Source organism: Pseudomonas sp. YH-1, assembly GCF_051990045.1.
In the GTDB taxonomy this organism is placed as follows: Bacteria; Pseudomonadota; Gammaproteobacteria; order Pseudomonadales; family Pseudomonadaceae; genus Pseudomonas; species Pseudomonas nicosulfuronedens.
The window spans coordinates 5,939,339-5,963,078 of sequence record NZ_CP178184.1; the positions used below are offsets into that span (position 1 = coordinate 5,939,339).

General features: G+C 63.1%; 27 protein-coding genes. 16 read left to right on the plus strand and 11 right to left on the minus strand.

The window, feature by feature from the left end:
- The first annotated feature begins 2 nt into the window (after positions 1-2).
- The 8 genes from ACKI1H_RS27280 (at position 3) to ACKI1H_RS27315 (ending at position 7,963) form a co-directional block, all read left to right on the plus strand.
- Complete coding sequence (locus tag ACKI1H_RS27280; RefSeq protein ID WP_440466933.1) at positions 3-671, plus strand: hypothetical protein; 669 nt, start codon at positions 3-5, stop codon at positions 669-671.
- Entirely contained in the window at positions 668-922 is a 255-nt protein-coding gene (locus tag ACKI1H_RS27285; protein WP_440466934.1) for a hypothetical protein, read from the plus strand. Before ACKI1H_RS27280 ends, ACKI1H_RS27285 begins: the two co-directional genes overlap by 4 nt.
- Positions 922-1,362, plus strand: coding sequence for a hypothetical protein (locus ACKI1H_RS27290; protein ID WP_440466935.1), 441 nt, complete (start codon positions 922-924; stop codon positions 1,360-1,362). The genes ACKI1H_RS27285 and ACKI1H_RS27290 overlap by 1 nt, the downstream gene beginning before the upstream one ends.
- Before the next feature lie 232 nt (positions 1,363-1,594).
- Positions 1,595-2,779 (plus strand): tyrosine-type recombinase/integrase, encoded by a 1,185-nt coding sequence (locus tag ACKI1H_RS27295; RefSeq protein ID WP_440466936.1) that lies wholly within the window; start codon positions 1,595-1,597, stop codon positions 2,777-2,779.
- 29 nt (positions 2,780-2,808) lie between these two features.
- The gene (locus ACKI1H_RS27300) at positions 2,809-4,578 is read left to right on the plus strand and encodes an N-acetylglutaminylglutamine amidotransferase (protein WP_440466937.1); all 1,770 of its coding nucleotides are present in this window, start codon (positions 2,809-2,811) and stop codon (positions 4,576-4,578) included.
- 75 nt (positions 4,579-4,653) lie between these two features.
- On the plus strand, positions 4,654-6,453 hold the full coding sequence (ngg, locus tag ACKI1H_RS27305) for an N-acetylglutaminylglutamine synthetase (protein WP_440466938.1): 1,800 nt from the start codon (positions 4,654-4,656) through the stop codon (positions 6,451-6,453).
- Positions 6,450-7,673, plus strand: a complete 1,224-nt coding sequence (locus tag ACKI1H_RS27310; protein WP_440466939.1) for an osmoprotectant NAGGN system M42 family peptidase — start codon at positions 6,450-6,452, stop codon at positions 7,671-7,673. The genes ngg and ACKI1H_RS27310 overlap by 4 nt, the downstream gene beginning before the upstream one ends.
- Before the next feature lie 59 nt (positions 7,674-7,732).
- Positions 7,733-7,963 carry a YheU family protein gene (locus ACKI1H_RS27315; RefSeq protein ID WP_440466940.1) on the plus strand — a complete coding sequence of 77 codons (231 nt, stop codon included), beginning with the start codon at positions 7,733-7,735 and terminating at the stop codon, positions 7,961-7,963.
- Positions 7,964-8,107: 144 nt separating this feature from the next.
- Here ACKI1H_RS27315 and ACKI1H_RS27320 read toward each other — a convergent pair whose 3' ends face one another.
- The 9 genes from ACKI1H_RS27320 to ACKI1H_RS27360 form a co-directional block, all read right to left on the minus strand.
- Positions 8,108-8,437 (minus strand): YnfA family protein, encoded by a 330-nt coding sequence (locus ACKI1H_RS27320; protein WP_138215220.1) that lies wholly within the window; start codon positions 8,435-8,437, stop codon positions 8,108-8,110.
- A 32-nt stretch (positions 8,438-8,469) separates the two neighbouring features.
- Entirely contained in the window at positions 8,470-8,895 is a 426-nt protein-coding gene (locus tag ACKI1H_RS27325; protein WP_017522014.1) for a hypothetical protein, read from the minus strand.
- A gap of 241 nt (positions 8,896-9,136) precedes the next feature.
- Complete coding sequence (locus ACKI1H_RS27330) at positions 9,137-9,949, minus strand: SDR family oxidoreductase (RefSeq protein ID WP_138520344.1); 813 nt, start codon at positions 9,947-9,949, stop codon at positions 9,137-9,139.
- Positions 9,950-10,116: 167 nt separating this feature from the next.
- On the minus strand, positions 10,117-10,416 hold the full coding sequence (locus ACKI1H_RS27335) for a hypothetical protein (protein ID WP_138520343.1): 300 nt from the start codon (positions 10,414-10,416) through the stop codon (positions 10,117-10,119).
- Positions 10,417-10,706: 290 nt separating this feature from the next.
- Positions 10,707-10,865, minus strand: coding sequence for a DUF3309 family protein (locus ACKI1H_RS27340; RefSeq protein ID WP_138520342.1), 159 nt, complete (start codon positions 10,863-10,865; stop codon positions 10,707-10,709).
- A 121-nt stretch (positions 10,866-10,986) separates the two neighbouring features.
- The gene (locus ACKI1H_RS27345) at positions 10,987-11,613 is read right to left on the minus strand and encodes a 3'-5' exonuclease (RefSeq protein ID WP_440466941.1); all 627 of its coding nucleotides are present in this window, start codon (positions 11,611-11,613) and stop codon (positions 10,987-10,989) included.
- The gene (locus ACKI1H_RS27350) at positions 11,610-13,400 is read right to left on the minus strand and encodes a DUF294 nucleotidyltransferase-like domain-containing protein (protein WP_440466942.1); all 1,791 of its coding nucleotides are present in this window, start codon (positions 13,398-13,400) and stop codon (positions 11,610-11,612) included. Before ACKI1H_RS27350 ends, ACKI1H_RS27345 begins: the two co-directional genes overlap by 4 nt.
- Before the next feature lie 75 nt (positions 13,401-13,475).
- Complete coding sequence (locus tag ACKI1H_RS27355; RefSeq protein ID WP_440466943.1) at positions 13,476-15,146, minus strand: cation acetate symporter; 1,671 nt, start codon at positions 15,144-15,146, stop codon at positions 13,476-13,478.
- The gene (locus ACKI1H_RS27360) at positions 15,143-15,454 is read right to left on the minus strand and encodes a DUF485 domain-containing protein (RefSeq protein ID WP_024763446.1); all 312 of its coding nucleotides are present in this window, start codon (positions 15,452-15,454) and stop codon (positions 15,143-15,145) included. Before ACKI1H_RS27360 ends, ACKI1H_RS27355 begins: the two co-directional genes overlap by 4 nt.
- A gap of 587 nt (positions 15,455-16,041) precedes the next feature.
- Here ACKI1H_RS27360 and ACKI1H_RS27365 point away from each other — a divergent pair.
- The 4 genes from ACKI1H_RS27365 (at position 16,042) to ACKI1H_RS27380 (ending at position 19,009) form a co-directional block, all read left to right on the plus strand.
- Complete coding sequence (locus ACKI1H_RS27365) at positions 16,042-16,539, plus strand: PAAR domain-containing protein (RefSeq protein ID WP_138520338.1); 498 nt, start codon at positions 16,042-16,044, stop codon at positions 16,537-16,539.
- Positions 16,536-17,789, plus strand: coding sequence for a PAAR domain-containing protein (locus ACKI1H_RS27370; RefSeq protein ID WP_440466944.1), 1,254 nt, complete (start codon positions 16,536-16,538; stop codon positions 17,787-17,789). Before ACKI1H_RS27365 ends, ACKI1H_RS27370 begins: the two co-directional genes overlap by 4 nt.
- 70 nt (positions 17,790-17,859) lie before the next feature.
- Positions 17,860-18,348, plus strand: a complete 489-nt coding sequence (locus ACKI1H_RS27375) for a hypothetical protein (protein ID WP_440466945.1) — start codon at positions 17,860-17,862, stop codon at positions 18,346-18,348.
- Positions 18,349-18,430: 82 nt separating this feature from the next.
- Positions 18,431-19,009, plus strand: a complete 579-nt coding sequence (locus ACKI1H_RS27380) for a hypothetical protein (protein ID WP_440466946.1) — start codon at positions 18,431-18,433, stop codon at positions 19,007-19,009.
- Positions 19,010-19,136: 127 nt separating this feature from the next.
- Here ACKI1H_RS27380 and ACKI1H_RS27385 read toward each other — a convergent pair whose 3' ends face one another.
- Entirely contained in the window at positions 19,137-19,991 is an 855-nt protein-coding gene (locus ACKI1H_RS27385; RefSeq protein ID WP_024763445.1) for a glycine betaine ABC transporter substrate-binding protein, read from the minus strand.
- A 286-nt stretch (positions 19,992-20,277) separates the two neighbouring features.
- On the opposite strand from ACKI1H_RS27385, the gene ACKI1H_RS27390 reads away from it, so the two are divergent.
- A complete protein-coding gene (locus tag ACKI1H_RS27390; protein WP_440466947.1) occupies positions 20,278-20,499 on the plus strand; it encodes a DUF2061 domain-containing protein in 222 nt (73 codons plus the stop codon).
- A gap of 74 nt (positions 20,500-20,573) precedes the next feature.
- Positions 20,574-22,133: a glycoside hydrolase family 17 protein gene (locus ACKI1H_RS27395; protein WP_440466948.1), complete on the plus strand. Its 1,560-nt coding sequence runs from the start codon at positions 20,574-20,576 to the stop codon at positions 22,131-22,133.
- A gap of 1 nt (position 22,134) precedes the next feature.
- On the opposite strand, the gene ACKI1H_RS27400 is transcribed toward ACKI1H_RS27395, so the two are convergent.
- Positions 22,135-22,500 carry a hypothetical protein gene (locus ACKI1H_RS27400; protein WP_440466949.1) on the minus strand — a complete coding sequence of 122 codons (366 nt, stop codon included), beginning with the start codon at positions 22,498-22,500 and terminating at the stop codon, positions 22,135-22,137.
- 112 nt (positions 22,501-22,612) lie between these two features.
- Here ACKI1H_RS27400 and ACKI1H_RS27405 point away from each other — a divergent pair, with 112 nt between their 5' ends.
- Together ACKI1H_RS27405 and ACKI1H_RS27410 are read left to right on the plus strand one after the other, a co-directional pair.
- Complete coding sequence (locus ACKI1H_RS27405) at positions 22,613-23,179, plus strand: hypothetical protein (protein WP_440466950.1); 567 nt, start codon at positions 22,613-22,615, stop codon at positions 23,177-23,179.
- A 69-nt stretch (positions 23,180-23,248) separates the two neighbouring features.
- Entirely contained in the window at positions 23,249-23,734 is a 486-nt protein-coding gene (locus tag ACKI1H_RS27410; RefSeq protein WP_138526364.1) for a GNAT family N-acetyltransferase, read from the plus strand.
- The last annotated feature ends 6 nt before the right edge of the window (positions 23,735-23,740 follow it).

Here is a 23,740-nt window from a genome sequence, read left to right on the forward strand (position 1 = left end):
CCATGACCGAACAACAAGCCTGCACCCTCTGCGGTGCGGGAGGGCACACTGCTGCCCAGTGCAATTGCGATCAGGAAGCGCCAGCCTTTGAGCGCGAGAAGCGCTACATGGTCATCAAGCTGTCGCAGCTCGACGAGGAACCCGATGCCAGTGGGATGACCAGGCAAGAGCAGATCTATCGCCTGGCGCACTTCGGCAAGGCCATGGTGCAGTGCGTGGTGGTCGAAAGCGACTGGCCGGAACACGAAACGGTCTGGCGCATGATTGAAGGGCGCATGACCGGCAAGCAATGCACCAACTGTCCTGGCGCGGCGGATCACGATACGGCGCATTGCCCGCTGCGCGCCACTTCGGACGTCGCCGAGGACCGGTTTGAAATCCCAGTGCACGAATGGGGGGATCCCCTGCCGCCCGATCCGCCGGTGGAATGCCCGCACCACTGCGGCGCCGTGTATGCCAGGGAAAGCTATGGCGCTGGCTTCATCAAGGGCTCTGGCATGTGCCCTGCCTGCGATGCGGCCATGCCCGCAAAGGACATCGTCCGCCCTGGCGATGAGCCTACGCCCCCGAGCTGCTTGCAGCCAAGCTCATCGACACTTGGCGCGTGGTTCACGGCCGGCCAGTCCCCTGGGAGAAGGCGGTCGAGATCACGGCCATCGCCACCAGCATGAGCAACGAAGAGCGCGAGCGTCTGCTGGCGATGGCAGACGCCCCGGTCGCCCAGGCTGGGCAGGTGCCGGAGGAAGTCCGCACCCTGCTGTCCCGCGCGCAATGCGAAATCGAGCACCTGGCCGAGTGCCTAGAGAACGTCTGCGAAGACGATGAAGAGGTTGATGTCCGGGAGGATGTGGCTGATGGCCGAGTGGTTGCCGCCGACATCGCCCATTTGCTAGCCGCTACGGCGGCGCAGGGAGGTGAATGATGACTGAGCAATTCCGCTACTGCTCGTACTTCACCTCCCACCCAGAGAACTGGCAGCCGTGCTCGAAGGAGCACCACGACATGGTCAAGGCACATCCTCACGAATGGCCTGGCTACGAAGTGCGGACGCTGGCGGCTGTTCCTGGTGATTCGCCGCCGGCCGCGAGCGGTTACGACCAACTCTGGCAATGGTTCGGCCTGAGCTACAGCGCCTATGCGGTACTGCCGCGAGTGATGATGCATGCCATGCCTGACGACTGGCAGGGGCGCATGGCCGCGCTACTGGATGAGTGGATCGCGGCCTGGCCAAACCAGCCGGACATCAGCGCCCACATCCAGATCAAGCAGGCGAACCGCTTCATCAAGACCCCGGAATGGCTGCTCAACTACCGGCACCCCGACCAGGCGCAGCTGGAAAGAATGCGCGCCGCGAAGGCATGACTACACCCCAACACTGAACCCGCCGGCGCCAGCCGGCGTAGAGAGGTATCGCCATGGGTGCAGCTGAAAACCTCTTCGACGAGGTGGACAAGGTCACCGAGAAGAAGATGGCCGAGCTGATCGGCACCACTGACAAAGCCCTGAAGCGCAAGCGAGAGCGGGGCATCATCCCGACCACTGTTTGGATGAAAATTGACGGCCGAATCATCTACAGCAAAAGGAGGTACGACGCGTGGCTAGAAAGCCTCTGGACCTGCCGACCGGCGTTGAAGTCATCGGCAAGTCAGTCCGCATTCGATTCCAATGGGGAAAGCGCAGGCGTTGCGAGACGCTTGCCTACCCCCCGACCCCGAAAGGGATCGCAGCAGCAGACGCTGTACGTACTCAGGTAGTCCAGCTCAACAAGCTGGGCGCCCTGACCCACGAGAAGTACCTGGAGCTGTTCCCATCCTCGCGTGCGCAGCTCCCCTCCACTGCATGCCCCACGTTCTTTGATTACGCCCAGGAGTGGCTGGACTCGCTCGAGATCGTGGACAGCACCCGCAAGGGCTACCGGATCGCCCTGCAGCTCTACTGGATTCCTCACCTGGCGCAGCTGCCTATGGACCAGATCCCGCCGCAGATGCTGCGCCGGATCACCACGCAGACGAACTGGCCGTCGCCCGGCCGGCGGAAGTACGCCGTTCGGGTGCTGGCGTGCTTGTTCAAATTGGCCTTGAAGGAGGAACTGGTCCAACGCGATCCCACTCTCTCCATCCCGAAGGCCAGGGTCCCCAAGCGGGAGATTGACCCGCTCACCCGAGAGGAGGCAGACGCGATCATCGATAAACTGTACGTCCTGGCCACCGGCCTGCAGCGGATTTACGCCTGCTTGTTCGAGTTTCTCTTCTACACCGGCATGCGCCCGGGCGAGGCGATGGCCCTGCGCTGGGAGGAGGTCGACACGCGCAGCCGCAAGGCCAGGGTCTGCCGAATCCAGCAACGCGGGAAAATCTACGAGCGCACGAAAACGAAGACCGTTCGGGAAGTTTTGTTGAACGATCGCGCGCTGCATGCCCTCGAACAAGCTAGGCCGCTGACTGCGGCGAGATCGGATTACGTGTTTGCTCCCAGCCTGAAGGCAGAACGCTCCGACCTGTACATCAAGTCGGAGACGGGCCCGAAACGCTATTGGCGCGACGCCTTGCGGAAGCTCGGCATGCGCCAGCGCAGGACGTATGACACTCGCCACACCTACGCGACGATGTGCCTGATGGCTGGCATGAACCCGGCTTTCATTGCATCGCAGCTCGGCCACAGCGTGCCAGTTCTGCTTTCGACTTACGCCAAGTGGCTCAACTCGACTTCCGACTGGAGCGAGATGGAAAAGCTAAAAACTGGTACGAAATTGGTACGGAGGAAAGCTAAGGAGGACTGAGGCCCTGATTTTACTGGGCCCACAGCACTATGTGCGGAATAGCAGGAGAACTACGTTTCGATAACCAGGCTGCGGACCTTGCCGCAGTCGAACGCATCACCCATCACCTCGCCCCGCGAGGCCCCGACGCCTGGGGCTTCCACAGCGAAGGGCCGGTGGCCCTGGGGCACCGGCGGTTGAAGATCATGGACCTGGCCGAAGCCTCCGGTCAGCCGATGATCGACACCTCGCTGGGCCTGTCGCTGGTGTTCAACGGGGCAATCTACAACTACCCCGAACTGCGCGGCGAGCTGGAAGCCCTTGGGTACCGCTTCTTTTCCGGAGGCGACACCGAAGTACTTCTAAAGGGATACCACGCCTGGGGTGAACAACTATTGCCCCGCCTCAATGGCATGTTCGCCTTCGCCATCTGGGAACGCGACAAACGGCGCCTGTTCATCGCCCGCGACCGCCTCGGCATCAAGCCGCTGTACCTGTCGCAGACCGGCAAGCGTCTGCGCTTCGCCTCCAGCCTGCCGGCGTTGCTCAAGGGCGGTGACATCGACCCGGCGCTGGACCCGGTGGCACTCAACCACTACCTGAACTTCCACGCCGTGGTGCCCGCGCCGCGCACCCTGCTGGCCGAAGTGCAGAAGCTGCCGCCGGCCACCTGGATGACCATCGACGCCGACGGCCACACCGAGCGCCAGCGCTGGTGGACTCTGGACTACGGCCCGCTGCCGGACGAGCGCGAGCTGACCCTGGACGACTGGGAAGACCGCCTGCTGTCCAGCCTGCGCGACGCCGTGAGCGTGCGTCAGCGCGCCGCCCGAGAAGTCGGCGTGCTGCTTTCCGGCGGAGTCGACTCCAGTCTGCTGGTCGGCCTGCTGCACGAGGCCGGCGTCGAGGACCTGCTGACCTTCTCCATCGGCTTCGAGGACGCCGGTGGCGAGCGCGGCGACGAATTCCAGTACTCGGACCTGATCGCCCAGCGCTACGGCACCCGCCACCACCAGCTGCGCATCGACGAGAACGAAGTGATCTCGCAGCTGCCCGCGGCCTTCCGCGCCATGAGCGAGCCGATGGTCAGCCATGACTGCATTGCCTTCTACCTCCTCTCGAGGGAGGTCTCGAAGCACTGCAAGGTGGTACAGAGCGGCCAGGGCGCCGACGAGCTGTTTGCCGGCTACCACTGGTACCCGAAAGTGGCCGGCGCCAAGGACCCACTGCAGGCCTACCGCGCGGCCTTCTTCGACCGTAGCCACGGCGAATACCTGGACACCGTGCGCGAAGCCCTGCGGGTGGAGGACGTGGCCAGCGAGTTCGTCCGCGACCACTTCGCCCAGCCTGGCGCGGAGGACCCGGTAGACAAGGCGCTGCGCCTGGACAGCACCATCATGCTGGTCGACGACCCGGTCAAGCGAGTGGACAACATGACCATGGCCTGGGGCCTGGAAGCCCGCGTGCCGTTCCTCGACTATCGCGTCGCGGAGCTGTCGGCGCGCATCCCGTCGCGCTTCAAGCTCGGCGATGGCGGCAAGCAGGTGCTCAAGGCCGCCGCGCGCAAGGTCATCCCCTGCGAGGTGATCGACCGACCCAAGGGTTATTTCCCGGTGCCCGGCCTGAAGCACCTGCAAGGCAATACCCGCGCCTGGGTCAGCGAACTGCTGCTGGACCCGAGCCAGGACCGCGGCCTGTTCGAGACGGCGATGTTCGACCGCCTGCTCAGCGACCCGGCGAGCGACCTTACTCCGCTGCGTGGTTCCAAGTTGTGGCAGTTGGCGGCCCTCAACCTCTGGCTGACGGAACAAGGCCTCTAGAGCCCGGCAACGCCGCCTCGTGCGGCGTTGCCTTTTCTTCCAGCCCAGGACAGATGCCTTATCAGGGAGCGCAAGATGAAAGCCCATTCCAACCTGCCCCATCCCCATAACCAGCGGCTGCTGCGCGGCCAGACGCCGACCTACGAGCGGCTGCAGGCACGTTTCGCCGGCGACCACGCGGAAAGCCACGGCCCACTGATCCTGCAATGCGGCTGGGGCCGCCTGCTGATTGGCCACACCTTTTCCAGCCCCGACAAGCTCGCCGCCGAATTGCTCAACGAGCAGCCCGGTGAGCGCGACATTGCCCTTTACGTAGCCGCTCCGCAGCAGGTGCTGGCGCAGGCACCGCAGCAACTCTTCCTCGATCCATCCGACGCGCTGCGCCTGTGGTTCACCGACTATCGCCCCGCGCGCCGGCCTTTCCGCGGCTTCCGCATCCGCCGCGTGCACAGCGATGAAGACTGGGCAGCGATCAACCGCCTGTACCTGTCGCGCGGCATGCTGCCAGTCGATCCGTCCAACGTCACCCCGCGCCACCAGGGCGGCCCGGCCTACTGGCTGGCGGAAGACGCCGAGACCGGCACGGTGATCGGCACGGTCATGGGCATCAATCACGCCAAGGCCTTCCGCGATCCGGAAGGCGGCTCCAGCCTCTGGTGCCTGGCGGTGGACCCACAGTCCAGCCGGCCCGGCGTCGGCGAAGCGCTGGTGCGCCACCTGATCGAGCACTTCATGAGCCGCGGCCTGGCGTATCTGGACCTGTCGGTGCTGCACGGCAACCGGCAGGCCAAGTCGCTCTACCACAAGCTGCGTTTCCGCGAGCTGCCCACCTTTGCCATCAAGTGCAAGAACGGCATCAACCAGTCGCTGTTCCTCGGCCCCGGCCCGGAGAAAGGTCTGAACCCCTACGCGAAGATCATCGTCGACGAAGCCCATCGGCGCGGCATCGAAGTCCAGGTGCAGGACGCCGACGCCGGCCTCTTCACCCTCACCCAGGGCGGCCGGCGCATCCGCTGCCGGGAGTCGCTGTGCGACCTCACCAGCGCCGTGAGCATGAGCCTGTGCCAGGACAAGACCCTCACCCACCGCGCCCTCGACCGTGCCAGCCTGCGCCAGCCACAACAGCGGCTGGCCGGTAGTGCCCAGGAGAATGCCGCGTTCCTTGAGGAGCACAGCGCACTGGTGGTCAAGCCGGTGGACGGCGAACAGGGCCAGGGCGTCGCCGTGGACCTGCGCACGCCGCAAGAGGTGGAGGAAGCCATCGCCCACGCGAAGCAGTTCGACACCCGCGTGATCCTCGAGAGCTACCACCCCGGCCAGGACCTGCGCATCGTGGTGATCGGCTACGAAGTGGTGGCCGCCGCCATCCGCCGCCCCGCCGAGGTGATCGGCGATGGTCGGCACAGCATCTGCAAGCTGATCGAGGCGCAGAGCCGTCGGCGTATGGCGGCCACCGGCGGAGAGAGTCGCATCCCGCTGGACGGCGAAACCGAGCGCACCCTGAGCGCCGCGGGCTTCACCTACGACGACGTGCTGCCCAGCGGCCAGCGCCTGGCCGTGCGCCGTACCGCCAACCTGCACACCGGCGGCACGCTGGAAGATGTCACCGAACGGCTGCACCCGGCGTTGGCCGACGCCGCCATCCGCGCCGCGCGGGCGCTGGAAATACCCGTCACCGGACTCGATCTGCTGGTCACCGAGGCCGACCAGGCGGACTACGTGATTATCGAAGCCAACGAGCGCCCCGGTCTGGCCAACCATGAGCCACAGCCCACTGCCGAGCGCTTCGTCGACCTGCTTTTCCCGCTGAGCCGCGAACTGCTGCACCGCGACAACCGTGACCAGCCACACCCCAACGTGGAGGCCCCGGCATGACCAAACTGCCGCAACCGGACCTGAACTACCTGCAGCGCGTGCTGCTGGAAATGCTCGCCATCCCCAGCCCCACCGGCTTCACCGACACCATCGTGCGTTACGTTGCCGAGCGGCTGGAGGAGATCGGCGTGCCCTTCGAGATGACCCGCCGCGGGACCATTCGCGCTACCCTCCTGGGCCGGCGCAAGAGTCCGGATCGCGCGGTCTCGGCGCACCTGGACACCATTGGCGCGATCGTCCGCGAGATCAAGCCCAACGGTCGCCTGGCACTGGCGCCGGTGGGTTGCTGGTCGAGCCGCTTCGCCGAGGGCAGCCGCGTCACGGTATTCTGCGAGAACGGCGTGTTCCGTGGCAGCGTGCTGCCGCTGCTGGCTTCCGGGCACGCCTTCAATACTGCCGTGGATACCCTGCCGATCAGCTGGGACCACGTCGAACTGCGTCTGGACACCTACACCGCCAGCCGCGCCGACAGTGAATCCCTGGGCGTGGCCATCGGCGACTTCGTCGCCTTCGACCCCTTGCCGGAATTCACCGAGAGCGGCCACATCAGCGCCCGCCACCTCGACGACAAGGCCGGCGTCGCCGCGCTGCTGGCTTCGCTCAAGGCCATCGTGGAAAGCGGCAACGTTCCACCCATCGATTGCCACCCGCTGTTCACCATCACCGAGGAAATCGGCTCCGGCGCGGCCGGCGCGCTGCCCTGGGACGTCAGCGAGTTCGTCGGCATCGACATCGCCCCGGTGGCCGAAGGACAGAACTCCAGCGAGCACGCGGTGAGCGTGGCCTTGCAGGATTCCGGCGGACCTTACGACTTCCATCTATCGCGACATCTGCTGCGGCTGGGCGAACGCCATGAGGTCCCGGTGCGCCGCGACCTGTTCCGCTATTACCACAGCGACGCGCAGTCGGCGATCACCGCCGGCCACGACATCCGCACCGCCCTGCTGGCGTTCGGCTGCGATGCCACCCACGGCTACGAACGCACCCATATCGACAGCCTTGCCGCGCTGGCAAAACTGCTCACGGCTTACATGCTCAGTCCGCCGGTGTTCGACAGCGACGCGGAGCCCAGCGAAGGCACGCTGGAGCGTTTCAGCAAGCAGCTGGAGCACCCGGTACACATGGAAAGCACAACCCATGTGCCACCGGTGGACGACCTGATCGACAGCGGTGACGCTTCTGACAGGAGCAGCGACAAAGGCAAGGAAGGCAAGGACTGAAGCTGCACGGCGCGCGGCGCGGGACTACAATCCCGCGCTGCAATTCGCGAGTACCTGCCATGTTGATTCCGTACGACCTGATCGAAGCCGACACCCTCAACAACCTGCTGGAAGACTTCGTTACCCGCGAAGGCACCGACAACGGCGACGACACGCCGCTGGACGTGCGCGTGGAGCGCGCGCGGCATGCACTCAAGCGCGGCGAGGCGGTGATCGTCTTCGATCCGGAAAGCCAGCAGTGTCAGCTGATGCTGAAAAGCGAAGTGCCGAAGGAGTGGCTGGAGGACTGACACGCTCCTTCTATGACGCTCAGGCTGAACACTATGTGGGATGGCGTGGAACGCAGCGATACCCATCAATTGCGTGCACCACGGCATGGGTATCGCAAGCTCCACCCATCCTACGACGAAGCTCAGTGGTCAGATGGGAGCGGATCAGGGCGCCAGACGCGGCCCCAGCAGCACCACGCTGGCGCCGATGACGCAGAGCGCCACGCCTACCCAGTCGCTCCACAGCGGGCGACTCTTCTCGACGAAGGCCAGCCAGAACAGCGACGCAGCGACGTAGATACCACCGTACGCGGCATAGGCGCGCCCGGCGTAGTTCGCTTCGACGCGGGTGAGCAGCAGGGCGAAGACCGTCAGGCTGAGCAGGCCGGGAATTATCCACAGGGCGCTCTTGTCCAGACGCAGCCAGAGGTAGAAGGCGTAGCAGCCGGCGATCTCGCAGAAAGCGGCGAGGACGAACCAGAGGTAATTGATCATGGGGGCTCTTTCCGTGACGGGAAGTGCGCCGGTCAGCCGCGCAGGCCGCCCTCGCGCTCCCAGGCGCAGCGCACTTTCAGCTCGCCTTCGCGCGGACTGTGGAAGCCGTTTTCGGACTCCCAGCGGAAGGTGTGGCTGCCGTTGACTTCGGTTTCCAGATGCACCACCGCGCTGGCCCAGTACAGGCGGCGCAGCAGGGCTTCGAACTGTTCGACCCAGAGCTTCCACTCGTACTCGATGGTCTGGTAGCTGGCGCCGAAATGGATCACCTGGGACTGGTACAGGCCCGCGCCCTCGGTCTCGCAGCGGCTGAACATCTCGCGGCCCAGGAACGGCCAGGCCTCGCCCATGGGCAGACTGTCGAGCACCTTGCGGTTGGCGGCGCGGCGCAGGCGGCGCTCCATCGAGTCGCCGGGCCAGTCGCGGATGCAGCCATAGACGATGGATTCAGAGTGCAAGCGGGTTCTTCCTTCAATGACACCGGAGCCTTCTAACACAGGCCTGGCGATGCGCAAAGCACGAATCCCAAGAGCTGGGCAGTAGCCCGAAAAAGCAAAAGCCCCGCGAAATGAGCGGGGCTTTCACCGGGGTCCAACGTACATCAGCCAGGCAGGCCGGTGACTAAAACTAACCCTTTGCACCGGCCTGGGCAAGCCCTCTCTTCCACTGCACCGAAAGGGGGCAAAAAGTGACTGGAAATCAGCCCAGGCTGCGGCGCTTGGCTTGCATCTTCTCGGCCATTTTCGCCATCTCGTCGTACAGCGCCTGCGGGTTCTGCTGCTTGATCTGCCAGGCCATGCGGCCCTGTTCGTGGGGCAGGATCATGAAGACGTCGCGGGCCACTTCCTGGTGGATGTAGTCGGCGATGTCGGCGGCGCTGATGGGCGAGCTTTCCAGCAGCTTGCCGACCTGGGTCTTCATCTCCGGGCTCGGACCACGGAAGGAATCCAGCAGGTTGGTCTGGAAGAACGACGGGCAGACCACGTGGACCTTCACATCCACCAGACTGAGGTCGGCCAGCAGGCTTTCCGAAAGCGCCACCACACCGGCCTTGGCCACGTTGTAGTTGCTCATCGCCGGGCCCTGCATCAGGGCAGCCATGGAGGCGATGTTGATGATCCGGCCCTTGCTCTTCTCCAGCAGCGGCAGGAAGGCCTTGCAGCCCTTGACCACGCCCATCAGGTTGATCGAGATCTGCCAGTCCCAGTCTTCCAGCGAGAGTTCGCTGAAGAAGCCGCCGGAGGCGACACCGGCGTTGTTGACGATGATGTCGATGCCGCCGAATTTCTCTTCGCAGGACTGCGCCAGCTGGGTCAGCTGGCTGTAGTCGCGCACGTCGCAGCGCTGGGTGAAGCCGTCACCGCCGGCCTCGCGTACCAGCTTGAGGGTTTCCTGCAGGCCTGCTTCGTTGACGTCGGCCAGCGCCAGCTTCCAGCCCTCTCGGGCCCAGCGCAGGGCGATTTCGCGTCCGAGGCCGGAACCGGCGCCGGTGATCATGATGCGATTTTGCATAGGGGAGGTCTGCCTTTTCTTGTCTTGTTCGGGACGGGTGTCGACAACGGTCCTGTCGACGACTGTGGCCCGAAGTGTAACCAAGGCTTTCGGCTATCAGCGGCGAAATCAGGGCGCTGAATGCCCCTGGCAAACCGCCGGCGCACTAGCGCTTCGAGGGATACAGATCAGGCCTGGAGCAGCACGCAGAGCTTGCCCAGCACGAGGGCGATGCCGGCGGAGACGAGCAGGTGGGCCGCGCAGTTGATGCGCTCGCGCTTGAACTGGGCGAATTGCCTGATGCGGTAGCGCAACAGGAAGATGCCCAGGGCCACGGGAAAGGCTGGGCCGAGGAAGGCAAACTGCCAATAGCGGTCCGGATTGACCACCGGGTCCAGGGTCATGGCTTCGGCCAGCGGTGGCAGGCCCAGCCCGCACTGGACGAGCAACCACACCACGCCCAGCACAACCAGTACAACGCCCAGCATCCCTACGACTCCCTGATGGCAAAGGCCCAGTATGTTAGTACAGGCACCTCGGAATGGCTGTGCGACGAATCACCCTGTGACGTATCGGCGCTGTGACGAAAGCCGAGTTATCTGACGCCACCGCGCTAGGGCACTCCCCTCACCCAGCCCTCTCCCGCAGGAAAAGGGAGCCGCTCGTGCCGGCTGACAATTCGGTTTCAACCTGTGCCGAACGGTCCCCTCTCCCCTGGGGAGAGGGTGAGGGTGAGGGTGAAGGGTTTAATGGGGCAAACCGATCCGTCCCCGCCCGGTCAGATCCGCCCCAGCAACAACAGCACCAGCAGCACGACCAGCACCACGCCGATCACACCGGAGGGGCCGTAACCCCAATTGCGCGAGTGGGGGAAGACCGGCAGGCCGCCGATCAGCAGCAAGATCAGGATGATCAACAGGATGGTCCCGAGTCCCATATCGTCTCTCCTCTTTCAGTCGACGAGGGGCGATGGCTCGCGGTGGTGCGATAGGCCAGCGCTTATGGTTTCCGACTGGGAGGATGCGCGGAAGATTCAAAGAATCTGCACGTACTCGGGATCAGCTCAGGTCGCGGGGTAGTGAGCCCTTGCGCAGGCGCAGGAACATCAGGGCTGCAGTGCGCGCGTCGCCGATAGCGGTGTGGCGGCCTTCGATGGGGATTTCCAGATGGCGCGCCAGGGTGTCGAAGCGCAGATCCAGGTGCAGGTCGGGGAAGCGCCGGCTCATCTTGCGGTGGTAGATTTCCGAGACTTCCACGCGGGGGTTGTCCAGCCGCGCATCGAGTTGCTCGCGCAGGTGCCGGCGCAACACCGCGACGTCAAAGGACAGGTAGTAGCCCAGCAGCGGCCGATCACCGACGAACGCCTGCACCCGGCGCAGGGCTTCCACCAACGGCAGTTGCCCCTCAAGGTCAGTGCGACGCAGCTTGTGGATACGGATCGACTCGCCGTCCAGCGACGGCGGCGGCTCCACCAGCAGCTCCAGGCGCTCACCGAGAATCAGCTTGCCACGCCGGATCACCACCGCGCCGATGCTGAGGATATCGGCCTTGCGCGGGTCGAGGCTGGTGGTCTCCAGGTCCAGCGACACCAGCTCTTCCGCCTCCGCCGGATCGTGCCGCCACCAGTACAGGCGACGGCGCCAGGCAGACCAGTGCGGATCGGGTGCAGCGACACAAGCGTTCATCGGGTCTCCAGGTGGAATTGGCGGGTCAGGCTCTGCTTGAACTTCTTCACCGTATGCAGCCCGAAGCGCAGCAGATCACGCTCGTGGCGGCTGAGGCGAGAAACATCGAGCCCCTGTTCGCGGCCGTCACGCTGGCCATCCAGTTGCTGGCGCAGGCGCAGTTGCAGGAACAGCTCGAAGGCTTCGGCCAGGTTGTCCACCAGCGAATCGTCCAGCACGCCCAGTGCCTTCAGGGCGACGAGTCGGCCGAGGGTGCCGCGCTCCTCCAGCCCTTCGCGCACGGCCAACACACGGGCGCCGTGAACGATGGGGAAAATGCCGCCACGCTTCACGTCCAGCTGCGCATCCTGGGTTTTCAGCTGGCCGAGGAAGGTCAGTGGCGTGTCGAATTGCAGGGCCGGCAGCGCCAGGTCGCTCATCCAGCGACTGCTGTCGCCGGCCAGCTCGTACAGGCATTCGCGCAGGCTGTCGAACAGCCTTCGGTTGCCCGCCACCGGCCAGGCATCGGCGAGGATCGACAGGCGCATCAGTTGTTCGGAGCGACCTTGCAGCGGCAGCTCGCGCAATTCGCGCTGCCACTCGGACAAGGGTTTGCACCACTCCGGCCGGCTGGCCATCACCCCACCGGGGCAAGGCGGATAGCCGAACTCCAGCAGCGCGGCGGAGAAGCGCTGCATCAGCAACAGGCCCTGCTCCACCGGCAGGCCATCGTCGAGGATCAGCGCGTTGTCCTGGTCGGTCTTGAGCAACTGCTCCGCGCGCCCTTCGCTGCCCATCACCAGCAGGCAGCAACGACCACGGAGGACCGGCGGAACCTGCAACTCGAAGAGGCGCTCGAGCAGTTGTTCGTTGAGAGCACTGACCAGTTGCATGATGAAACGCAGGCGGATGCCATTGCCCGCCAGGGTCGCGATCAGCGTATGCAGGGTCTCGGCGGCGGCGCGCAGCTCAGCCTCGCTTTCGGCGCGGGCAATGCGCAGCGCCAGCACATGGGAGTGGGTGGAGAACAGGCTGAGCACCTGGGTCAGGTGCAGCAGACCGACCACCCTGCCCTCCTCGCATACCGCCACGCGCTCGATGCGCTGGCGGGTCATGAGGATCATCGCATCGAAGAGGAAATCGCCCAGCTCGACGTGACTCAACGGGCGGTGCGCCAGCGGCCCAATCGGTTGCGCCTCGCTGAATCCATCGCGGAAGTGTGCGGTCATCAGGTCCGTGCGGGTGACGATGCCCAGCGCGCCGTCCTCGCGCACCAGCAGCGCGTCCGCGCCGCGGCTGAGTTGCAGGCGCGCGGCGTCGCCCAGGGGCAGCGTCGGCCCCACCTCGATGGCGGGCAACAGGTGTTCGGGCGCAATGCGGGTGAGGATGAATTCGGCGAGGTTCTGCCCGTCGCGGCGTTCCAGCTGGCGCTTGCTGGCCAGGTCCGCGCGGAAGAAGCGGGCGAACTGGGGGTTGTCCGTGCACAGCCGGTGGAACACCGCCGCCGGCAGTTCATAGACGATGCTCTCTTCCACTGCCTGGTAGCGGTGCTTGCTGCTGCCGGAGAACAGCCCGCGCACGTCGAACAGGTCCTCGGCGCCGTACTGGGCGAACAGCTTGCCGTCCTCGCCGCGCTCCTCGATCACGCCCTTCATCAGGACGAACAGGCAGGGCACCGGCGCGCCGGCTTCGAGCAGCACTTCATCGACCGTGTAGTAGCCCACGCTCAGCGCATCGCGCAGCTGTTCGCGCTCCCGCGGGCGGAGCTGGTCGAAGGGCGGCGAGGCGAAGTTGAAATCGTCGGACATCCGTCATCCATCCCTGTCAAAAAAGCGGGGCCGGAGGTGTTTCCACCCCCGGCCCCGGCAGGTTAGCTCAGACGATCAGTGGGCAGCTGCGCCACTGGCACCCAGGCCGGTCTGCGAACGGATGAACTGCGGGAAGAAGCGCGCGCGCTCTTCGTCGGCAGCGGTCGACTTGTCGGTGATGGAGAAGAACCAGATACCGATGAAGGCCACGGCCATGGAGAACAGCGCCGGGTACTCGTACGGGTAGATGGCTTTCTCGTGACCGAGGATCTGCACCCAGATGGTCGGGCCGAGGATCATCAGGGTCACCGCGGTGATCAGGCCGAGCCAGCCACCGATCTTCGCGCCACGGGTGGTCAGCTTCTTCCAGTACATGGAGAGCAGCAGCACCGGGAAGTTGCAGCTGGCGGCGATGGAGAAGGCCAGGCCGACCATGAAGGCGATGTTCTGCTTCTCGAACAGGATGCCGAGCACGATCGCGACCACGCCGAGGCACACGGTGGTGATCTTCGAGACGCGCAGCTCATCTTTCTCGTTGGCCTTGCCGCCTTTCAGCACGCTGGCGTACAGGTCGTGGGACACGGCCGAGGCGCCGGCCAGGGTCAGGCCGGCAACCACCGCGAGGATGGTGGCGAAGGCCACGGCGGAGATGAAGCCCAGGAACAGGCTGCCGCCCACGGCATCGGCCAGGTGCACGGCCGCCATGTTGTTGCCGCCCAGCAGCGCGCCGGTGGCGTCCTTGAAGTCCGGGTTGGTGCTGACCAGCAGGATCGCGCCGAAGCCGATGATGAAGGTCAGGATGTAGAAGTAGCCGATGAAGCCGGTGGCGAAGAACACCGACTTGCGGGCTTCCTTGGCGTCACTGACGGTGAAGAAGCGCATCAGGATGTGCGGCAGGCCAGCGGTGCCGAACATCAGCGCGAAGCCCAGGGAGAACGCGGAGATCGGGTCCTTCACCAGGCCGCCGGGGCTCATGATCGACTCGCCCTTCGGGTGGACCTTGATGGCTTCGGAGAACAGCGTGCTGACATCGAAGTTGACGTGCTTGAGCACCATGATCGCCATGAAGGTGGCGCCCGAGAGCAGCAGCACGGCCTTGATGATCTGTACCCAGGTAGTGGCGAGCATGCCGCCGAACAGCACGTAGAGGACCATCAGGATGCCGACCAGCACCACGGCGACGTGGTAGTTCAGGCCGAACAGCAGTTCGATCAGCTTGCCGGCGCCGACCATCTGCGCGATCAGGTAGAAGGCCACCACCACCAGCGAACCGCAGGCGGACAGGGTGCGGATGTCCTTCTGCTTGAGGCGATAGGACGCCACGTCAGCGAAGGTGTACTTGCCCAGGTTGCGCAGGCGTTCGGCGATCAGGAAGAGGATGATCGGCCAGCCGACGAGGAAGCCGATGGAGTAGATCAGGCCGTCGTAACCGGAGGTGAATACCAGAGCGGAAATGCCGAGGAAGGACGCGGCGGACATGTAGTCGCCGGCGATCGCCAGGCCATTCTGGAAACCGGTGATGCTGCCACCGGCGGTGTAGAAATCGGCGGCGGATTTGCTGCGTTTCGAGGCCCAGTAGGTGATGCACAGGGTCAGGCCGACGAAGGCGACGAACATGACGATGGCGGAGACGTTCAGCGGCTGGCGCTGCACCTCGCCGGTGAGGGCGTCAGCCCAGAGTGCGGGAGCCCACAGGGCGGGAAGAACGGCGGCCAGCGCGAGGGCCGCGGAGTGTCGGCCTTTCATTGCTGGGCCTCCTTGAGGATTTCCTGGTTGAGGCGGTCGAATTCACCGTTCGCCCGGCGCACGTAGATGCCGGTAAGCACGAAGGCAGAGAGAATCAGCCCGACGCCCATGGGGATGCCCCAGGTGACGGACGAATCGGCACTGATCTTCGCGCCGAGCAGCTGCGGCTGGAAGGCGATGAGCAGGATGAAGACCACGTACAGGCCCAACATGATCAGGGAGAGCAACCAGGCGAATCGCTCGCGCTTGGCCACCAACTCTTTGAAGCGCGGATTGGTATCAATCCGCTGGTAGATGCTGTCGTTCATTTTGTTCTTGTCCTCACAGCGGGGATGACGCGGATGTCGTCGATCCCTAATTTATTGGAGCGCTGCAAGGGCTCCAGACGACTTTAGTCGTAGCGATTTGCCCTCTCTTGCGAACAAGCCCGGAATAGACGCTTCGGCATAAGAAAACCGCTGCACCGGCAGGTGAGGGTAATTGCACAACGTCGGTACAGGCAGCCAACACGGGCGATCCGGGAATGGCTGAATTCGTAATCCCACGGGACCTGCAAGAGCCTGACCGGTTGCGGCCGATCAAAACCGCCACGATTCGTTGGCAATTTTTCTTCAGGCTACCCACTCCGGACAAATGCCAATCCCCAACGACGAAAATCGATGAACTCCATGGTATTCGGGCGTAGCCACAATAATCAGATCAACCATTTGCAGCTAGGAGCCTTTCCCAGCTCTCACATCCCGTTCGCCTTCCCGCACTGAATCAGCGTACCCACCACGCAGCCAATTCCTACATACGCAGCAACAACCCCCTAAGTAGAGTCGATTTTTCGGCAACGTATTTCCCCTGAGTCTGGGAAAACGCTGCCATATCACTACTACAAAGAGGCAAGCATATGACGCTCGCAAATACATCAACCCGCTTCTACAACAACGAAGTATCGCCAGAACGCCTGCAGGAACTGAACAAGCCTTGTTTCTCCGAAGAGCAAATAAACACATTCGATGCCGAGGCGGCAGAACTTATTCGGCGGAACCAGGCTGAACAGCAGGAAAACCCCGCAATAGCCATTCGACTATTTGCCTCCGAGGGAAGCCAGAGCAAACGCGGCGGCGTAATAACTCAAGGTACCTCCAGCCTCACCATCACCCTGCCCTCAGGTGAAGCGCTCGCCATCGCCCGGATCGGCGACCCCGTCGAATATCCGGATGGCTCAATTGCCTATATCGAGACTGGTGCGGGAGACGCCTTCTCCAACCTTGCCCTGGTCGGCAGCCGGCTGGATAACGGCGACGAAATCATCAATAGCCGGCAGAACATCGGGCACATCAACCTCCGCAAGCACTCGCCTCCTGCCAGCGACTTCCTCCCCGCGAAGAAGGCCGAGCAATGACAGCGCACCGCCCCGATATCAATGGCAAGGGCCAGGCACTCGGTGGGGATAGAACCACCACCGGCGCACTGCTGATCAGCTACATCACGCACTTCGGCATCTGCGAGGGCAGAGGATTCATTCTCAGAGGCGACAAGACCGGAACATGCCCCAAGTGTGGAAAAGCCGGGACGGTCGCTGAAGGGGACCCCGATTACACCTGGGACGGCATTCCCATGGCCGTCGACAGGAACATGGTCAGTTGCGGCTGCCCGGAGGGGACCAATCGCATTATCGCGCCACTGGGCCCGCTATCATCGAGCAAACCCGCGGAGCCGATGAGAACTGCCGCCCCCTCCGGTCAGAATCTCTTCTCGCCCCCTGCTTCACAGGCGAAGCCATCGCAGTCCCTCGCCGCTGAAGACAACCCCAAAACCAGCGATAAGGCGCCGCTGACTCCCGAGTTGATTGCCGTCGCCGGCAGCCAGCATGACCAGCGTTCGGGCAACAAGATGATGTTCATCGGCCAGGCGGTGCGCGAACTGGGCGAGTTCAAACGCAGCAAGCCCGCCCTGGCGCGGACGCTGGTGGTCTTCACCCCGTTTTACAATGAAGCCATGCTCAGTGCGGCACGCAGCTCCGCCGACTCCTACGGCGCGGACTTCATCACCGTCACAACAGTCAAGGAATTGATCGCCTACCTGAACAGCGGTAAAGATCGGGCCCAGGCCCCTATCGAGCACCTTTCGTTCTTCAGTCATGGCGTACCTCAGCGAATCGCCTTTGGTTATCACACCACCGGGGACTATCAGATGTCCCTGGACGTACTGAACTACAACAAGCTTTCGCCACAGGCATTCTCCCCCACGGCACAGATCGACAGTTATGCCTGTCGCACAGGGATGGGCAATCGTTCGGAATACCCCATCGAAGACGGCATTCAGTTCTTCCCGCAGACCAATGAAAGCCTGGCGCAACTGCTGGCCAATCATCTGCGGGTCAAGGTACGTGCGTTCGTTCGGCGGTCGGACTACAAGAATACTTGGGGGACGTTTGAGGAGCGACAAATAGGAAAATTGTGTAGCGTCACTGATGACACAATGCCAGGAGATGACTGGTGCAAAAGATGGAAGAATCTGGAGCAGGAGCGAAAGAATAGTAACGATTCTTTCAATTTTACCTATCAAAATCTTGGCGCGATAAATCCAGTAATTTCGGGCGATACACCGATCGGAGTACTAGGAGGACACTTTGACTTCCTCCCAAAATAAAGGGAACTTGGTATTAATAATCCTTGTCACCCCACTCCTACTACTCGCCATATACCATTGGTACAAAATCATGACAAGCGCATATAACACCGACCTTGGCAACGGCGTAGTAATCTATGCTGACGACTATGTTAAGACTGGACGTTGGGTTTTTGATTGCAACCGCTCTCGACTTATAAGTCGAGAGCCACTAGCAGTCCCCATAGATGACTTTGAAAAATCCACAAAAATCACCACAGGAAAGATGTATACACTATCAAAACCCAGCATAGAAAAAGCGGAAGAGTTTATCAAATCCATCACTACAACCCCTGAATGGTACAGAAATTTGCACTATCGGTACTCCATACTCGGCGAAAATAGCGACCTCAGCAGTCACTTATTTGGTTTAATTTCAAGCTATGAAGGTAAGCAATGGACTTTTAAAGTTTGGCAAGAAGTCGGCCACGATGGAAACTCAAGCTTCGAAATAACCGCCGAGCCATACGATCCAGAAACATATGTAGACTACTCCAAAGCATTACAAGCCGCTACCAAGAGCTGCCCTAAATCGCAATAAATCATCAGGGCGCCGGACAATCAATTCAACCGCGCCCATTCTCAACTAAACATTGAAAATATTGAAAACCTTGGAGATCTGATTGATCCCTTGTCAAAGCAAAGGCTTCTGGATCACTCTCGCCATTAGCACCGCCTTACTACTGATTACTGCCAACCACTATTTCAGAGTGATGACCAGCGCATTCAAAGAGGACATGGGTAATGGCGTAGTCATCTATGCAGACGAATATGTAAAAACTGGAAACTGGGTGTTTAACTGCAGAAACTCACGACTAATCAGCCGCACACCACTATCTACGCCATTGGCGGAATTGGAAAGCACCAAAAAACTCTCCATCGGAGATATGTTCTACCTGAAGAACTCAGACAAGCAGCCCGCCCTAAATGCACTTACAGCAACCATAGAAACTCGCGACTGGTATAAGAATCTACGCTACCTCTATTCAGCACTTGATGAAGATAGCAACTTGAATTCCCACATGTTCTATCTGATTACCCAGCACGCAGGTCGCTCATGGGCAGTAGAGGTTGATCAGTTAATTGACTACAGCGGGAAATCCAGATTCGAAGTTTACGCAACTCCATACGATGCAGAAACTTATGTGGATCACGCTAAGGCGCTACAAATAGCTGCCAAGAGCTGCCCCGCTCCACAATAAAGAGAAGCCGTAACAAGCACCGATACCACACTGGGTTTATCAAACATGCTGCCCATAAAAAATCCCCCACAAATACCATGGTTCGAGGGGGATTTTTGGGTGTCGCGGGAAAGCAGGGGCTAACGGATTACAGCCACTCCTTCACCCGATCCGGATGCGCCTCGACCCACTTCTTGGCGGCCACTTCCGGCTTCTCGCCGTTCTGCACGGCGAGCATCACTTCGCCGATTTCCTGGCCGTCCTTCCACTGGAATTTCTTCAGGAAGGCCCAGACTTCCGGTGCCTTCTTCTCCAGCGCCGGGTTGGCGACGCTGTCGACGTGCTCTTCTTCGCCATAGACCTTTTTCGGGTCTTCGAGGAACTTCAGTTTCCACTTGGCGAACATCCAGTGCGGAATCCAGCCGGTCACGGCGATGGCCTTCTTGTCGTTCTCGGCGCGGGTCAGCTCGGCGATCATGCCGCTGCCGGAGCTGGCCACCAGCTTGTAGTCCAGGCCGTAGTCCTTGATCGCCTGGTCGGTCTTGAGCATCACCCCGGCGCCGGCGTCGATGCCTACGATGCGACCGCCGAAGTCATCCTTCTGCGCCTTGAGGTCTTCGATGCTGTTGGCTTTCACATACTCGGGCACGATCAGGCCGATCTTCGCGCCCGGGTAGTTCACGCCCAGGTTGGTGACCTTGTCCTTCATCTTCTCGTAGTAGGCGCCATGGGTGACCGGCAGCCAGGCGGAGAGCATGGCGTCGAGTTTGCCGCGCGCCACGCCCTGCCACATGATGCCGGCGGCCACCGGCATCAGCTTGACCTGGTAGCCGAGCTTCTCGCGCATGATCTCGGCGGCGACGTGGGTGGTCGCCACGCTGTCCGACCAGCCGTCCACATAACCGATGGTGATTTCCGGCTTGGCCGCCGCACCGGCCAGCCCGGCCGCCGCCGACAGCACCAGACCTGCGCCCAGGCCCAACAGGCGTCGCATCATTGTCATGGTTTTCTCCCCGTGATTTTTTCGTTGCAGCGTCCGAGTGGCCCCGGCGCCATTCGCGGTCTTGGCCGCCCTTTCATGATCGGCGCCCGCTGATGGCGAACTGCTCTGAGAGCGACGCCAAACGGTCCGATCCACGACAGAACCCGTCCATCCACGACCGCGCCATTCCATCCACGACGGCGGTGCCGGCCTATCGCCGTCATACAGAGGCTCGATTATCCGTCGGGGTTCCCGAGCAGTAGCCTTCAAGCAACGGAGAATCATTCTCACCCGGAGGATCGCCATCATGCTCAAGACCGTCACCTTCACCCTGATGCACTTCGCCATCGCCTTCAGCGTCGCCTATGCGCTGACCGGCAGCATCACCGTGGGCGGCCTGGTGGCAATCGTCGAGCCGCTGTGCAACGCGGTGGGCTTCCACTTCCACGAGAAGTTCTGGAAGCGCATCGAGGGCAACGCCGCGAGTGAATCGGCGCCGGCGCACAACTGGATTCACCGCCACGCCTGAGTGCCCCGCGCGGGCACTGACGGCGGCCAACGGCGTTGCTAAGATGCGCGCCTCGCCACGGTTCGCGTGCCCCCATGCCACAGTCCTCGCGCTTTCCGCTCCTCCCCTACTGCGTCGCCCTGCTGCTTGCCCTGACCGCCCTCTGCGGGCTCTGGTACGGCCTGGGCAAGCCGGTGGTCCTGCCCGACGCGGCCACGCCCACGCACAAGCTGCAATGCGCGTCCTACAGCCCGTTCGCCAAGGACCAGTCGCCCTTCGACCAGCCTTTCGTGCTGCGCCCGGAACAGATGGACGCCGACCTGGCGCTCCTGGCGACGCGCTTCGAGTGTGTGCGCACCTATTCCATGACCGGCCTGGAAGGCATCCCGGCGCTGGCGCGCAAGCACGGCCTGAAGCTGATGCTCGGCGCCTGGGTCAACGCTAACCCGGTGGATACCGAGCGTGAAGTCGAGGCACTGATCAAGGCAGCCAACGAATACCCGGACGTGGTGCAGGCAGTGATCGTCGGTAACGAGACCCTGCTGCGCAAGGAGGTCACCGGGCGTTACCTGGCCGGGCTGATACACAAGGTGAAGGCCCGGGTGGGCCAGCCGGTGACCTATGCGGACGTCTGGGACTTCTGGCACCAGCACCCGGAGATTGCCCCGGCAGTGGACTTCATCACCATCCACCTGCTGCCCTATTGGGAAGACAACCCGCGCAGCATCGACGACGCCCTCGCCCATGTGGCGAAGATCCGCGAGGACTTCGGCCGCGAGTTCGCGCCCAAGGACATTCTCATCGGCGAAACCGGCTGGCCCAGCGAGGGCCGCCAGCGCGAAACAGCCCTGCCCAGCCGGGTCAACGAGGCGCGCTTCATCCGTGGCTTCGTGCACATGGCCGAAGAAAAAGGCTGGCACTACAACCTGATCGAAGCCTTCGACCAGCCCTGGAAGCGCCAGAGCGAAGGCGCGGTGGGTGGTTACTGGGGGCTCTTCAGCGCCGACCGCGAAGAGAAAGGCGTGCTCGCCGGACCGGTCAGCAACCTACCGGGCTGGCCGCTGTGGCTGGGGCTTTCCGGTGTGATCCTGCTCGGCGGGCTGCTGGTGGGTGGCCGCCCCGCTTCTGCCCGTAGTGCTTTTCTGCTGCCTCTGGCCGGCGCGTTGGGTGCCGGCTGCATCGGCTTGTGGCTGGAGCTGTCGGTAATCACCAGCCGCTTCTGGGGCGAATGGCTCTGGGCGGCGGCGCTGACCGTCCTCAACCTGCTGGTGCTGCTGCATGTCAGCCTGGCGTTGTCGGACCGCACGGGCTGGCGCCTGGTAGCCTTCGATTGGCTGCAACGGCGTGCCGGCCTGTGGCTGGCAGCTGCCGGTTTCGCTGGCGCGGTGCTGATGCTCGGGATGGTCTTCGATGCGCGCTATCGCAGTTTCCCCAGTACGGCCCTGCTGTTCCCGTCGCTGGTCTACCTGTGCCGGCCGGTCGCGGCGCCACGTCGCGAAGCGTTGCTGCAGGCACTGATCATCGCCGTCGGAATCCCTGTACAGCTGGCAATGGAAGGGCTGAGCAATCTTCAGGCACTGGGCTGGGCGGCTGTGAGCCTGCTCCTGCTCGGTGCGTTGTTGCGCGGGCTACGCCCGGCAGGACGAAAGACCTGACTCAGCGGGCTGGCGCACGCACCAGGCGCAGCCCGGCCAGCACCACTGCAAATACCGCAAGCCCGGCGTTGTACAGCACCAACGCCGGCAGCGTGACCAGCATTGCCAGCACGGCCAGCCACCAGCCCGCCTGGCGCGGTACAAAGAAGGCCAACAGCGAAAAGCCCAGCGCGAGCTTGCCGAACACGCCGAAGTGGATCGCCCAGCCCAGTTGCGAGCGCACGCCGCATTCCCAGCGCGTGGCTTCATCGGCGCAGAGACCGACCCAGCGACCATCCTCCATCAGCCCGAAACGCACGCCGTAGCTGGCGGCGAGCCAGAGCGCCAAGGCGAGCAGCAGGAGAATCAGGGGCAAACGACGGGACATGGCGCCACTACTCCGGAGCAGGCGGGAAATCGGCGCCCAGCATAACCAGCGCAGGGGCCGATGCAAGAGGGGGCAATCCCTGCGTAAACTTCCCCCACCCACGGAGCCTTCGATGAAGCGATCGACCCTGTTCCTGCTGGTCTGCGTGGCCGCCAGCTTCTGGTGGCTGTGGCCAACCGACCGCCCCCAGGCACCGCAGCAGCACAGCCAGGTGCTGTCCGATGGCGGCTTTCGCGTCGAGCGCTATTCCATCTATCCGTTGCAGGACTTCAGCATCGAGGCTCGCGTGCTGGGCCGCGAGGATTACCGTCTGGGCCGCGAGGCTGAGCTGTCGCCCACCGACCTCGCCCTCGGCTGGGGGCCGATGGAAGACCCGAAAGTACTGGCCGATATCCGCATCACCCAGGGCAACCGCTGGTTCTACTGGCATGCCGACCGGTTGCCGATTCCCCGTCGCGAGCTGGAGACCCACGCCGCCAACATGCACATGATCCCGGCCAATGATGGCGTGGCGCACACCCTGGCCCAGGTCAGCGCCGGCGAGCACGTGCGTTTGTCCGGCAAGCTGGTGCGCGTGGAAGGCGACGACGGCTGGCGCTGGGTCAGCTCGCTGACCCGCGAGGACACGGGCGCCGGCGCCTGCGAGCTGATCTGGCTGGAAAGCCTGGAGCGCTACTGAAGTGACCGGTTGCCAGCAGCGCGAGGCTTTGGGCATGCTCCGGGCATTTCGCTCCGCAAGGAATTACCCATGCCCCACGTCACCCTGCGCCCCGCCGTCCCTGAGGACATCCCGCTGATTCTTGACCTGATTCGCGAACTGGCCGACTACGAAAAACTGGTCCACGAGGTGAAAGCCGATGCCCGGCGCATGCACGACCACCTGTTCGGGCCGCGTCCCTATGCCGAAGTACTGATCGGTGAAGTGGACGGCGAGGCCCAGGGGTTCGCACTGTTCTTCCACAACTACTCGACCTGGCTCAGCCAGCCCGGCCTCTACCTCGAGGACCTCTACGTGCGCCCGGCCGCCCGCGGCGCCGGCCTGGGCAAGGCGCTGCTCACGGAGCTGGCCCGGTTGGCGGTGGAGCGCGACTGCGGGCGCCTGGAATGGTCGGTGCTGGACTGGAACGAACCCGCCATCGGCTTCTACCGCAGTCTCGGCGCACGCCCGCAGGACGAGTGGACCGTCTATCGTCTAACCGGCGATGCCTTGCGTGATCTGGCGCGCAAGGGCTGAAACGCA